Origin of the sequence: Sphingobacterium multivorum, from assembly GCF_039511225.1 — a bacterium.
Taxonomy (GTDB): domain Bacteria; phylum Bacteroidota; class Bacteroidia; order Sphingobacteriales; family Sphingobacteriaceae; genus Sphingobacterium.
The window spans coordinates 39,479-53,102 of record NZ_CP154261.1 but is presented as its reverse complement, the minus strand read 5'-3'; the positions used below and the strand labels follow the sequence as shown (position 1 = coordinate 53,102).

Genomic DNA, 13,624 nt, shown 5'->3' with positions numbered 1-13,624 from the left:
TGATTTTTGTACCTTTGCGTTATGGCAAGAGAAATTTTTGAAACCAAACGAAAGGCCCTGAAAATAAATCTAAACCCAGAGATTTATGGAACCTTTGCAGAAATCGGTGCTGGACAGGAAGTCGCACGTAACTTTTTCAACGCAGGAGCAGCATCAGGCACAATTGCTAAAACAATGTCGGCTTACGACATGGCTTTCAGTGATGCGATTTATGGTGAAGAGGCTGATGGTCGTTACGTCAGCAGAACACGTTTAAAGAAAATGCTCTCCCATGAATTCGATCTTCTTACCCAACGGCTTCATGGCGATAAATACTGCAACAAAAAATTCTTTGCCTTTGCAGATACCGTAACAACGCTCAATTTCACGAAGACAAATGAACCTCATGGCTGGATCGGACTTCGCTTCCAGCATGAAGTGGGAGGCCCTACAAATGATATTATTGTCCATGTAAGACTGCTAGACAGCGACAACCAATTACAACAAAAAGTTTTAGGTATCATTGGTGTTAACCTGTTATTTGCAGCTTATTATTATACAGACAATGTGCAGACCATGATCGAATCATTGGTCGACAACCTTTCTGTTGGTTCCGTTGAGATTGACCTGGTTAAATTAAACGGACCGCTGTTTGAAAACGTCAACCAACGTCTCATCAACTTATACCTGATCGCAAAAGGATTTGCTAAAGCCGCAATATTCCAGCCTGATGGCAAAGCGGTACAAATTAAAGATTATCTGTACAAGAAGAACATTATTTTACTTCGTACCAAATACCGTCAGAAATCCCTTCCAAACTTTGACTTATTCAATCTTGCCGTTGAACAGTTCAAAAAAAATACGGGTGCAACTGACGCAGACACCATTGTATTAATTGAGGTCCTGATGGGAAATGTCTTGGAAGATACGCATGAAATTACAGATGAAGACCTTCAAGAATTTGCTTCTAGAGCTGACGAACTATGTGCGACAGGCAATAATATTATCGTCAGCAACTTTAGAAGAAATAATCATTTAGCAGAGTTTATAAGCAACTTTAAGCCCAAAAACATTGGAATTGCAACCAACGTTTACAATTTAAAGAACATTTTTAATTCAGATAATTATAATAAAGAGCTATACACAAATGAACTCCTTTCCTATATCTCGGGAATGTTCAACAAAAATGTGAAACTCTATGCATATCCTTATCTCTTGAAAAAAGAAAATAAGATTATTACGACGCACAATATGCCCGTTTCTGAAGAAGCCAAACCTTTGTTTGAATTCTTAATTAAAAACGGCTATATCATCGATATTGAAAATTACGACGAGAAATTTGTAAAAACCGTATAAGCAAATCGTCTACAAAATTTAAATTCATTATCTAGCCCAATTTTCTTAAATTGGGCTATCTTTATTTTTATGCCTTATGACGCAAGAAAATGTAATCCTGGTCGACAGCAATGACAATATGATTGGTAGCATGGAGAAATATGAAGCCCATGAAAAAGGGCTATTGCACCGTGCTTTTAGCGTATTTTTGTTCAATGATCAAGATGAATTGCTGCTGCAACAAAGAGCATTAGGTAAATACCACTGTGGCGGACTTTGGACCAATAGCTGCTGCTCTCATCAGCGACTGGGTGAAAGTAACGTAGAGGCCTCCAAAAGGCGTTTAATGGAAGAACTAGGCATTGCAGCAGTCGATCTTCAAGATACCTTCTCGTTCCTTTATAAGGCTCAATTTGACAACGGACTTACGGAGCATGAATTCGATTATGTCTTATTCGGAAAATTTAATGGAACTCCACAAATTAACGAAGAAGAAGTTGCCGCAACAAAATACTTGAATCAACAGGAAATTCAAGATGCAATACAACAAGCACCCGAGCAGTTTACACCCTGGTTCAAACTCATCATTGAACGTGCTTTTGATACCTACTTCAGTATATATAAAAACAAATTATAACAATCGTATACCTTACAAAAAAAGATCCTGCCTTTCAAAAAGCAGGATCTTTTTTCTTTCGTTTAGCAAAGCGCTATAAGAATTTTTTATAGATGGAATAAAGGATCTTAAGGTCATTCTCTCCCATGAACGCTGTATTTACGTCCTGCTGAATGTAGTGAATCTTAAATGCTTTTATTGCCGCATCGAGATTACTCACATCGTATCCGATAATACGTAATGCCATTTTCGGGTTAAAGTCTGCTGGAGGCGTTTCTAAATAGTCCTCATACCAAAAACCGAATCCTTGATCAGCCAGTTTTTTCCAAGGAAAACGTGATGGATCGTTTTTTCGAGTTGGTGCCAGATCCATATGTCCAATAAAATTTGCCTGCGGAATTCTATAAGTCGTTTTTAAATAAGCTAGCAACTGCGTCAAGGCATTTATCTGTGCATCAGTCCAAGGGTCAGTGGTCCCATTATTGTCCAGCTCAATGCCAATAGAAGAAGAATTGAGGTCCGTATCATTGCCCCATTTCCCCAACCCTGCATGATGCGCACGATAGAGGTCATTGACCATCTGCACTACTTTTCCATCCCGACCAACCACATAATGGGAGCTTACACCTGCTTTCGCGGAATGAAATGTACGGATGGTCTGTCCCAAAGAATCCTGCGCCGTGTGATGAATGACAACGAAATTGGGCTTACGTATACCGAAATTAATCGATGCAATCCATTGTTGATCTTTGACATTCGCCTTCTCCAATTGCCCCGTGACAGGCGACTGTTTATAGAGTTTTGAAAATTCTTTTGCTTGCTTCTTATATACCTTTTCAGTCTTCGCGTATTTCCCTCCTGCACAGGAGACCAATAATGCTGTTGCTACACAAAGATTGATGGAAAATTTTAGTATCTTCATATTGAAATGTTTCAGCACAAACTAAGGCAAATTTGCCAATAAAAACAAATTTATTAAGTCCATCCTATTGTCGGGTATATTTTCCAAAGGCCCTTTTCTTATACATATATGGGATAATGTAGGTCATTCCTCCTTTATAGTATAATTACGTTTTTTATTATTTCAGTGCGCTGAGGTTTAATTTTGTCAAAAAACCTTTCAGCTCGTCCAAGCTATACCCATTTCCCCGAAGGGTAATTAAATAGCGATCTTTCTCGAGATAACTTATTTCGGAACTTTTCGCCGTTGAGCCTTCCACTCCTTTACTATCCGTTGTTTTTGCCCGTTTGCCTTCAAACTCGCCAGTTTTTTCTATTTCAGTATCTGTAATTTTCTCTGAATCTACCATGAAGCCCATTTGCGCCAATCCCACGATTGCCGAAGCTGTTTCGCCCGCTCCATCAATAATATTGACTTTAATTTCCTTTTGATTATCTACAGTATATGTCGCCTCTCCAGATACAACCTCTGCCCCATACATGGATCCGCCAGAATAGGAAGTTCTTTTTAAACCATCTAAGCTTTCCGGTAAAAAAGCCTTCAACTCTTCCGAACTTAATGGTTTTTCGGATTTAAGTTTGGCTTGAAGGTCTTCCAATTTTTTTGCTCCATCACTCAGGTTATCCAAGTTGGATACTCCTTTAACTACATCCGAAATCCCAGCCTCTTTCTCCTTAGCATCTTCACTCCCTTCACTGGATTTGCTGTTGCCGCAGCTCGCGACCAAAAGGCCCAGTCCTAAGAGAACAGGCATTACTTTCCATTGTCTTTTCATGATTATCAGTTTTAATTAAAACGCCAAAAAGAGCAAAATAATATAATTAATCTAAATTTTAAAATCGGTTTGCATACGATCCTTCGACGGTAAAGTTTAACCAGAGTACCTTTCTATTTTTCTTTTACCCACGCATCTGAACAGATTGCACAAAAAAAGGCCTCTATACGAATATAGAGGCCTTCATTATAGCTACCGAGACTATGCTTCGGCGTACTCTTCAATTGATGGACACGAACAAATCAATGTACGGTCACCTTGAGAGTCGTTTACACGTCCTACCGAAGGCCAGAATTTACGTTCTCTTACATACTCCAATGGGTATGCGGCTGTTTGACGGCTGTAAGGTCTGTCCCACTCATCTGCGGTTACAACCGAAGCGGTATGTGGTGCATGTTTCAGTACATTGTTAGCTTGATCTACCTCTCCTGCTTCAACCGCAGCGATCTCTTCACGGATAGCAACCAATGCATCACAGAAACGATCCAATTCAGCCTTAGACTCAGACTCCGTAGGCTCAACCATCAATGTTCCTGCCACAGGGAAAGAAACAGTTGGTGCGTGGAAACCATAATCCATCAAACGTTTTGCAATATCTGCGACCTCGATACCAAAGTTTTTGAATCCACGGCAATCTAAGATCATTTCGTGTGCACAACGTCCGTTAGTACCAGAATAAAGTACTGGATATGCATTTTCTAAACGCGCTTTAATATAGTTTGCATTTAATATGGCTGTTCTTGTCGCATTTGTCAAACCTTCACCACCCATCATTGAAATATAGGCATGGGAAATAAGCAAGATTGATGCTGAACCAAATGGAGCTGCAGAAACGGCAGAGATGCCCTCTTCACCAGAAGTAGAAACCACTTCGTGGTTAGGTAAGAAAGGAACCAAGTGTTTTGCAACACCGATAGGCCCCATACCTGGACCTCCTCCACCGTGAGGAATACAGAATGTTTTATGGAGGTTCAAGTGACAAACATCAGCGCCAATATGGCCTGGGCTCGTCAATCCAACCTGTGCATTCATGTTCGCACCGTCCATGTAAACCTGACCACCATTTGCATGAACAATTTCACAGACTTCAATAATAGACTCTTCAAATACACCGTGTGTAGAAGGATAAGTCACCATCAGTGAGTTCAAGTTTGCAGCATGTTCAGTCGCTTTTGCTCTTAAATCTGGAATATCGATATTTCCCAATTCATCACATTTCACAACAACCACTTTCAATCCAGCCATAGAAGCAGAAGCAGGGTTCGTTCCGTGTGCAGAAGCAGGAATCAAACAGATATTACGTCCGTGATCACCACGGCTCTCATGGTAAGCACGAATAACCATCAGACCAGCGTACTCACCTTGTGCTCCTGAGTTTGGCTGGAAGCTCATTTTTGCAAAACCAGTGATCTCAGACAACCAATCGTTCAATTCGCCAATCATTTGCATATATCCAGAAGTTTGATCTGCAGGAGCAAATGGATGCAAACCGCCAAATCTCGCCCAAGTAACTGGTACCATTTCGGCTGTAGCATTCAATTTCATCGTACATGAACCCAATGGAATCATCGAGTGGCAAAGCGACAAATCTTTTGCTTCCAAAGATTTGATATAGCGCAACATCTCATGTTCAGAATGATAGCTATTAAAGTTTGGATGTGTTAAGTAGGCAGAAGTACGTACTAAATCGGCAGGAATTGAAGAACCTAAATTCTCTTCCAATGCATCGAAATCTACGTCATTCAATGTTTTACCTTGAATTTTAGCAAATACTTTGACGATTGTCTTGATATCTTCGTATGTCGTTGTTTCGTCTATAGCAATTGAAACTTCCGAACCATTGTAATAGAAGTTTAATTCGTTATTTAATGCTTCAGATTTCAAAGCACCAGCATGAGCACCTAAGTCTACACGTAGTGTATCAAAATAAGCTGCATTCAATTGCGTATAACCCAATGATTGTATTGCTTGATCCAACAGGTTGGCCAATGCATTGATACGTGATGCTATATTTTTGATTCCTTCAGGGCCATGGTATACGGCATAGAAAGAAGCCATAATCGCTAAAAGAGCTTGTGCAGTACAAATATTTGAAGAGGCTTTATCGCGACGGATATGTTGTTCACGAGTCTGCAAAGCCATACGCAATGCATATTTGCCATTTGAATCAGAAGTAACACCGATAATACGGCCTGGGATATTACGTTTAAAGCTGTCGCGTGTCGCAAAATAGGCTGCATGAGGGCCGCCAAAGCCCATTGGTACGCCAAAACGTTGCGAGTTACCGACAACAACATCTGCTCCCCATTCTCCCGGAGGCGTCAATAAGGCTAAGCTCATCAAATCTGCCGCCGCACACACGGTAATATGCTTACTGTGCGCTGTAGCAGCAAATGATTTATAATCGACAATGGAGCCATCAGCAGCAGGATATTGAACAAATGCAGCAAATACATCGTCTGTTAATTCTGATTCAGCGATAGCCGCAATTTTAAGCTCGATACCAAAAGACAAAGCACGGGTCTTCAATACATCAATCGTCTGCGGATAGGCATTGTTCGACACCAAGAAAACATTAGCATCTTTATTTTTCCGAGCTGAATAAAGCATAAACATGGCTTCAGCTGCAGCCGTAGCTTCATCCAACAAAGAAGCATTGGCAATTTCTAAACCTGTGAAATCACAAATTACAGTCTGGAAGTTCAATAAAGCTTGTAACCTACCTTGTGCAATCTCCGCCTGATAAGGCGTATACTGCGTATACCATCCTGGGTTTTCAAATACATTGCGTTGAATGACGCCCGGAAGGATTACATCGTAATAACCTTGACCAATAAAAGATTTAAAAACTTTATTTTTCTCAGCGATTTCCGCAATACGCTTTAAATAGGCTACCTCAGACAATGCTTTGGGAAGATTTAAAGGTTTTGGAGCACGAATTTGAGAAGGGACCGTTTGGTCAATAAGCTGGTCAATTGACGAAACGCCTAATTTAGCCAACATTTCATTCGCTTCAACTGGACTTGGGCCATTGTGGCGACTTTCGAATTTTTCTTGGAAGTGTATATTGCTCATGTGTGCAAAAAGTTAACGCTTATAGATAGTTAGCGACATAATAATTAGGCAATTAACTCTCTTATAAACAGTCGTTTTTTGGATGAGCAAAGATAGCAAAATAAATGACTGAAAACGAAGCAAAAAAGTGGATAAAAAGTCAGTTTTACTGAGCTACCGAAATGCAATCGATTGTCTTTGTCAATTAATTTTTGGAATAACCTCAAACATACAGGTTGTTCATTATAAATATAACAAACAATACAACAATCGCTTGCTACAATTTTAAAAAAAGACAGGATTATCTGCTATTTCACCCGCGCATTTCTTTCATTACTTCACTATCCTTTTTTGCAATGCCCATGAATTTTCAATAAATTAGTATATGTACCAATTGTAAAGTGACTTCGAAATAACGATATACACTTTTTTGCTAAGAACAACTGATATCAAGAGTATGTTGCGATCAGAAATCTTAACGAAGAAAACATTATCCAGCTAGGGAAGCATCTCTTTTGACAAATGTAAATTATCACAAAAAACGAATATCATTTCTTTTTAACGAATATAAAACAGCGAAGTAACGATTATAAACCATGAGAAAACAGGTAACAGACAGCGTTCTTTTAGTAAGACCCGCTGTCTTCCGTAAAAATGAACAGACCGCGGTCAACAACTTCTTCCAAAAGGATATCGAAAACCTCAGTATAGAAGAAGTCAACAAAGAAGCGCAAGGAGAGTTTGACGCGCTAGTAAATGAATTGAAGTCACATGGAATTTTGGTGACTGTCATTCAGGACGACGAGAAATCAGAAAGCCCCGACAGTATATTCCCCAACAATATTGTCTCCTTTCATCAGGATGGAAAAATAATTTTCTATCCCATGTTTGCTCCAAATCGTCGAAAAGAACATTTATTGGATTTCGAAGGGCCATTGAAGCAAAACGGTTATTATGTAAAACTAACCAAGGATTTAAGTGAAGCCGAAAACAATAAACAATATTTGGAGGGCACTGGCGCGCTCGTCTTGGACCGTGCTCACCGTATAGCCTACTGCGCCTTATCCGAAAGAGCGGACAGAAGTATGCTCGATGAATATTGCAGAACTGAAAATTATACACCGGTTGTATTTCACGCCTTCCAAACGGTCGATGGAGAGCGGAAACCTATCTATCACACCAATGTCGTCCTAGCGGTGGGTGAAGACTTTGCCATCTTATGTCCGCAGGCAATCGATAATCAGTCTGAGCTCGAAACGCTACTAAAAAGCTTAAAAGATACAGGCAAGGAGATCATTGAAATCAACGAAAACCAACTCGAATCTTTTGCGGCAAACTGCCTACAGGTAAGAAATAAATACGGGAATCGTTTTATTGTCCTGAGCAACAAGGCTTTATCTTCATTGACTTTATACCAAACAGCGCAATTAGAAAAGCATGGCAAAATCATTCATCAGGATCTCCATGTTATCGAGACCTGTGGCGGTGGAAGTGTGCGTCACATGATGGCCGAAGTTTTTCTTCCAAAAGAAAAGGTCCCTGTATAGCGATCAAAGATCTGCCTACAAACCCTATTGCATGTAAACCTTCATAAGCTTAGATCTAATGACTGTAAAAGACGAAGCCCCCAAAACTAGTGCTTTTGGGGGCTTCGCCATGAAAAGTGTCTTTTATATCGTTTTATGTGATTAGAACGAATACCTTAATCCCAATTGGAATTGATAGGGGTTACCCGAAGGTGAGACGATACCAGAGTTGTTTACATTATAATTAAACTGCTGTTTCGTAACATCAAAAGGCACCAATTTCTCTCCAGCGGCATCCTTTCCGCCTAAAGCATATAGATTTTGATTACCCAAAGACTCATTTACGCCCCAAGTCTTCTTAAATAAGTTGGCAACATTGAAAAGATCTCCCGAGAGCTCCAATGCATGGTTTTTATATAAATTGAATTTTTTAGCAATTCGAAGGTCGATCAAACCATAAAAACCATTTACTCCACCATTACGTTCAGCTATTTTACCTTGATATTTTTTAATAAAATCTTTAAGGCTCTGACTCGCTTCTGGATTATTCAACAAATTATTCAATCCACTAATCAGCTGTTTTGACGTATTGGGATTATTGGGATCAAAGATAAAGGCCAGATCATTGTCCCCAGCAACAAAGTCTCCATTTATATTTCCTCCGGCCAACAAACTGTATCGCGTACCACCAATACCTGAGTACCGTACTCCCACGCTGACACCATAAAATGTTGGTAAAGTACCATAGATCACAATCTTATTGCGGAATTGATTGTTCGAATAACTCATCTTGCTCAAATCGCGCGGATCATCTTTTACTGCCAAAGATAAGGTCGCTGTATTCGCCACGTTTCCATTGAAAGAAGTATTATCTTTCGCATCATTCCAGGTATAGCTAACCGATATAGATCCATCTTTGTAATATTGATAACTTGCATCCAATACGACTGCAAACTGATTCACTTTTCCTTCAGAGTTCAATTCTAGTACGCGGCCGAATTTATTGGAAATCCGTCCCTTTTTCCAATCCGGAGCCCCATCAACAATCGATGCCGCAGGAACAAAAACGCCCCTATTGTCTTCATTCGCTAATCTAAAGAACGGATCTTTCACCATATTACGATCCACATACATATAGTTATTACGCCCAAGATTCATATACCCTGAAAGACTCGCTTTTAACTTTTCGGTGAAGAAATGCGTATAAGATACATTTGCCTTGTAGACTACTGGAATTTTAGCGTCGGGTCCATAGGTATTGATCGTAGGTACTTGAAACTGCGCCAATGTTGGTGTTGTCAACGGGTCCTTTCTATAGCCCACAAAATTAGGTGTAGGTACATCATTACCTCGGACATCAACCGTCGCAAAATGCTTACCGTCGAAAGTCAAGTTATTGATGGTCATATAATTGTTAATATCTGAGGCGAAAACACCTGCTCCTATCCGGAAAAAGTCCTTTCGTTCTTCATTCACATCCCAAGTCATCTGGAAACGAGGCTGTACAACAAAAGATTTCAATTTGTGATCTGTACGCACCCCCACTTCTTTCAGCAATTCTTCATTCAAAGGAGAGGTTGGATAATGTCCGTAATCCAATCGTAATCCCGCAACCAAATCCAACCCCTGTGCCAACTTGGTCTGTAACTGACCATATGCACCGGCATTGAATATCTTACCGACCACAGCTGGATCACTTACCAAAGGAACTTCACGATAATAAGCATATGGCTTCATGTCGTTAAAGTTTTGCATGGCTGTCTTTCCATCACTCGGTCTAAAGTGAAAGCGCCCATTGACCTCACTTCCATAAATCGAGTTTGCGTGGGTATACATCAAGTCGACCCCAAAGGTGTAATTGATATTATCGGTACTGTAATAGATATTATTAACAAGCTGAAATACATTATTTTTAAATGATTCCTGTGCAAAACGATGTCCGCCCAACTGCAATGTGGTCTTTTTATCTTCTCCAGCGACCTTAGATACTGCATCCTCTACAATTGCACGGGGAATATTTTGACTTGGTAAAAGATCTCCTGGGCTACTTTTTTGATAGGTATAGAGATGTTGTACTTTCAATTCATTCGTTACCTTAGATGAAATAGTCGTACGCAAAGTTGCCAATAGACTGTTATCAATGTTTTTATCATTTCCATAAGATTCATACAAGGTAATTGGCTTATTATCCTGTAATCCCAACTTATTATTGTCACTTGTAAAGTTATTTCGGATCGTCAACAAGTTTTTCTCATTAATTTGCCAGTCAATTCGCCCAAAAATCGCATCAGACCCTCGCTTTTTATCAAAAGCACCATATTGACGTTCATTGCCCAATCCATACTTGTTACGTCCGATATTGACAAACTCATCCAAGGTGGCATTAGTGACATTAAATCTCTTCTCGTCGGCCTCAGAATTGATATCCGCAATAATCAGTGGGCGGGCATCGCGTTGATGATCCCAGGCTACAAAATAATGTAATTTGTCCTTTATAATCGGGCCGCCCAATGTAAATCCGTATTGATAGGTAGAGAAATCATTGCTTCGTTTATTTCCTCTGATATCGTACGGACTGGACAACCAATCGGCCCTTGAATAAAGCCATGCACTTCCGTGCGTTTGATTTGTTCCCTGTTTGGTCACCGCACTGACTGTTCCTCCTCCCGCTCTTCCGTAAGTCACATCATACTGGTTGGTGACCACTTTAAATTCACGGACTGCTTCTATCGAAATGGAAAAAGGTGCGCCACTACGACTGGTTGTTGAACCCGCAGAAGTCGGATTTTTGGCATTCATACCATCAATCGTAAAATTAGTAGAAGAACCCAACTGGCCACCGATATTATCGCCCTTACTCAAAGGAGACAGATCCATTAACGACGTAAAATTCCGGCCGTTGACAGGCAACTTCGCGATGTCCTTGGCTGTAACCGCTGTAGCAGCACCTAGATTTTCTATTTTATTCTTTAGCGTACTTATTCCTGTTAATTCAACGGTTTCCAATACATTCGACGTGTTTTGAATAGGAATGGTCAAGCGTACAATATCACCCTGATTTAAATTAAATCCCGAACGCACCTGTTCGCCATAGCCTATATAAGTAACTTTGATCGTATATGGACCGCCTAAAGGTAACTCCTTAAAGTTGAAGTCGCCATTTGCATTGGTTGAAGTCTTCGTTGTGAAACCGGTCGATTCATTCCGCACTTCGATGGAAGCACCATGAACCCCTTTGTTGTTCTCGTCCGTAATCTTTCCAGAAAACCCGGCTTGGGTCGTTTGTGCGTACAACCCTGTTCCAAGTGCGATGGCACACGTTGTAAGTAGAAATTCTTTCATTTAGTTGTTGGTTGTGATAATGAAAGCAAAACTACATCGGAACTGTTAACAGGAGCTAAACGAAATATTATGAAATTATAAACAAAGCATTTCAACATGTATATAAACAAAATGAAACTTCTTTAGGAAAAAAGAAGCAATATCGGAACAGGCAACAAAAGTATTTTAACATAGGTATAGAAATATCCCGATACTGCAAACATCATGATTTAGCAGACAGTAACAAAAAGAACGCAAACTGAAAATTCTTTCTGGCCAATAACATCACAAAAAAGTCAGCCGAAGCTGACTTTCTAATATAAAATCGTAAACTTAAAATCCAATGGATTAAAGTACTTGTAAAGATCCCTAAAGAGGCTATCACCGTATTTGACATAAAGCAAAGCGAAATTTTCAGTTCGCTCCTGCAGTCCTCCGCCAGGAAAAAGTTTTTCCTTCACGTTATCAATATCCGTTAAAGCATGCTGATGATTTCGCTTCTCAGCTTTCATCAGCTTTTTCTCCAAGTTATTGATCGCTTTCTTTAACCGTGCTTTTACGGCTTCAGTGCTAGGACCCAAACTTGGATCTATTTTATGAGTTCGTAACCTTATCTTACCAAAAATGGCGTTCAGCTCCATCCATTCGTCATTGAGATTCAGTCGTTCTTTGGTATGACGTCGAACATACTCTTTTTTCAGCACTTCTGCCGGCCGGAAAATACTCTTAAATGTAAGATCAACACGAAACAACTTAGCTGCAACGTTGTCCTCGGTAATCATTGCTGAATTACGAGGGATCAAAATTGGAAAATCTACCTGATATTGTTCAAAGTTGGATTTTAGCTGCATCCAATAGACCATTTCGGCGCCACCGCCAATATAAGCAAGATTGGGAAGTATAATTTCCTGATACATCGGCCGCATGACCACATTTGGACTGAAACGCTCTGGATAACGCTCGATCTCCTGCTCCAGCTCTGCTTTGGTAAAATAAATATGCTGGTGCAATACTTCGTATCGGCCGTCAGCAGTCAGTACTAAACGCTCTCTAAATTCGTCCGTCAAATAAAAGAAATTAATCTCACGGGCATGAACTTGGGTAGAGAAACCATTTGATTCCAACTCTTCCGATCGCGCTGTTATTGCCTTAAAGCTTTTTTCAGAGATGATATCTTCCTTAATAATTGGCTTGAACAGTTCCTTCAATTCCCGGTCATCCGCATCGACGATCAAAAGACCGTAAGACTTAAACAACTCATTGACCATATACCGTGTTGCATCTGCTAATCGATCATGGTTCAAATAGGCTTCTTCTATAATGCGTGTCAGTCTGGTCGAATTTTCGGAAAGCCCTAAAATATTGGTGTACTGCTTCACAGCATCAACGATTGTTGCGGTATCCATTCTCCCGGTAGCAGAAACAGCAGGAGTATCCCAAGCAATTTTCTTACCGAAGACTTTGGTGTGGTTGATCTCTTCAAAATCATGATCTTCAGTTGCCATCCAATATACCGGAATAAAATTTTTATCGGGATGTTTGCCTTTCAAATCTTCGGACAAACGTATTGCTGTCATTATTTTAAAAATAAAATACAACGGTCCGGTAAAAATATTGAGCTGATGCCCAGTCGTAATGGTATAAGAATTTTGGTCCAGCAACAGTTCTAAATTGGCGGCTACGGCAGGAGAATCTTTTAATAGTTCGCCATATTGGTTTTTAAGGCGCTCAACAAGAATTTCCCTGTGTTCAAATTTCTTCTTTTCATTCAATTGCTTTTCAAAACCAGCCCAGGTAGGCCAATTCCCAACAAAAGGTTTTAAGGCTTCATCATGTGCCAAATAGGCTAATAAAGTCTTGGAGAAGCTATTTGTTTCACTATATTCAATATAAGTTGCTTTCATCTGCAAATTTATTATTCATTTTCTATTCTTATTGATTACGAAAATTCCCAAAGCAACCTGATCGGAGGGAGAATCTTTTTCGTCCCAACAGCACCTATTTTTATCTTAATCAAAAGAATGATTCATCCTGAAACTACAGGCCTTCATAAATCT

Annotated in this window: 8 protein-coding genes; 3 read left to right on the top strand and 5 right to left on the bottom strand. The window is 39.9% G+C overall.

The window, feature by feature from the left end:
* Window positions 1–21: 21 nt before the first annotated feature.
* Both AAH582_RS00275 and idi read left to right on the top strand, forming a co-directional pair.
* Window positions 22–1,335, top strand: coding sequence for a nicotinamide mononucleotide adenylyltransferase (locus tag AAH582_RS00275; protein ID WP_333576003.1), 1,314 nt, complete (start codon window positions 22–24; stop codon window positions 1,333–1,335).
* 76 nt (window positions 1,336–1,411) lie between these two features.
* The gene (gene idi, locus AAH582_RS00270) at window positions 1,412–1,951 is read left to right on the top strand and encodes an isopentenyl-diphosphate Delta-isomerase (protein ID WP_343320883.1); all 540 of its coding nucleotides are present in this window, start codon (window positions 1,412–1,414) and stop codon (window positions 1,949–1,951) included.
* Between the two features lie 73 nt (window positions 1,952–2,024).
* Here the strand turns inward: idi and AAH582_RS00265 are convergent, their stop codons facing one another.
* The 3 genes from AAH582_RS00265 to gcvP form a co-directional block, all read right to left on the bottom strand.
* Window positions 2,025–2,852, bottom strand: a complete 828-nt coding sequence (locus AAH582_RS00265) for an N-acetylmuramoyl-L-alanine amidase (RefSeq protein WP_343320882.1) — start codon at window positions 2,850–2,852, stop codon at window positions 2,025–2,027.
* Between the two features lie 157 nt (window positions 2,853–3,009).
* Complete coding sequence (locus AAH582_RS00260; RefSeq protein ID WP_070562550.1) at window positions 3,010–3,666, bottom strand: hypothetical protein; 657 nt, start codon at window positions 3,664–3,666, stop codon at window positions 3,010–3,012.
* 201 nt (window positions 3,667–3,867) lie between these two features.
* Window positions 3,868–6,741 carry an aminomethyl-transferring glycine dehydrogenase gene (gene gcvP / locus AAH582_RS00255; protein WP_046672603.1) on the bottom strand — a complete coding sequence of 958 codons (2,874 nt, stop codon included), beginning with the start codon at window positions 6,739–6,741 and terminating at the stop codon, window positions 3,868–3,870.
* Between the two features lie 575 nt (window positions 6,742–7,316).
* On the opposite strand from gcvP, the gene ctlX reads away from it, so the two are divergent.
* Window positions 7,317–8,267 carry a citrulline utilization hydrolase CtlX gene (gene ctlX / locus AAH582_RS00250; protein ID WP_343320881.1) on the top strand — a complete coding sequence of 317 codons (951 nt, stop codon included), beginning with the start codon at window positions 7,317–7,319 and terminating at the stop codon, window positions 8,265–8,267.
* A gap of 141 nt (window positions 8,268–8,408) precedes the next feature.
* Here the strand turns inward: ctlX and AAH582_RS00245 are convergent, their stop codons facing one another.
* Together AAH582_RS00245 and bshC are read right to left on the bottom strand one after the other, a co-directional pair.
* Window positions 8,409–11,588 carry a TonB-dependent receptor gene (locus AAH582_RS00245; RefSeq protein ID WP_343320880.1) on the bottom strand — a complete coding sequence of 1,060 codons (3,180 nt, stop codon included), beginning with the start codon at window positions 11,586–11,588 and terminating at the stop codon, window positions 8,409–8,411.
* 293 nt (window positions 11,589–11,881) lie between these two features.
* Window positions 11,882–13,471: a bacillithiol biosynthesis cysteine-adding enzyme BshC gene (bshC, locus tag AAH582_RS00240; protein ID WP_343320879.1), complete on the bottom strand. Its 1,590-nt coding sequence runs from the start codon at window positions 13,469–13,471 to the stop codon at window positions 11,882–11,884.
* Window positions 13,472–13,624: the final 153 nt, after the last annotated feature.

Bases quoted from the DNA above. Each gene is read 5' to 3' on its own strand.
- bshC (WP_343320879.1), bottom strand. From the start codon at position 13,471: ATGAAAGCAACTTATATTGAATATAGTGAAACAAATAGCTTCTCCAAG.
- idi (WP_343320883.1), top strand. From the start codon at position 1,412: ATGACGCAAGAAAATGTAATCCTGGTCGACAGCAATGACAATATGATT.
- AAH582_RS00245 (WP_343320880.1), bottom strand. From the start codon at position 11,588: ATGAAAGAATTTCTACTTACAACGTGTGCCATCGCACTTGGAACAGGG.
- ctlX (WP_343320881.1), top strand. From the start codon at position 7,317: ATGAGAAAACAGGTAACAGACAGCGTTCTTTTAGTAAGACCCGCTGTC.
- AAH582_RS00260 (WP_070562550.1), bottom strand. From the start codon at position 3,666: ATGAAAAGACAATGGAAAGTAATGCCTGTTCTCTTAGGACTGGGCCTT.
- AAH582_RS00275 (WP_333576003.1), top strand. From the start codon at position 22: ATGGCAAGAGAAATTTTTGAAACCAAACGAAAGGCCCTGAAAATAAAT.
- gcvP (WP_046672603.1), bottom strand. From the start codon at position 6,741: ATGAGCAATATACACTTCCAAGAAAAATTCGAAAGTCGCCACAATGGC.
- AAH582_RS00265 (WP_343320882.1), bottom strand. From the start codon at position 2,852: ATGAAGATACTAAAATTTTCCATCAATCTTTGTGTAGCAACAGCATTA.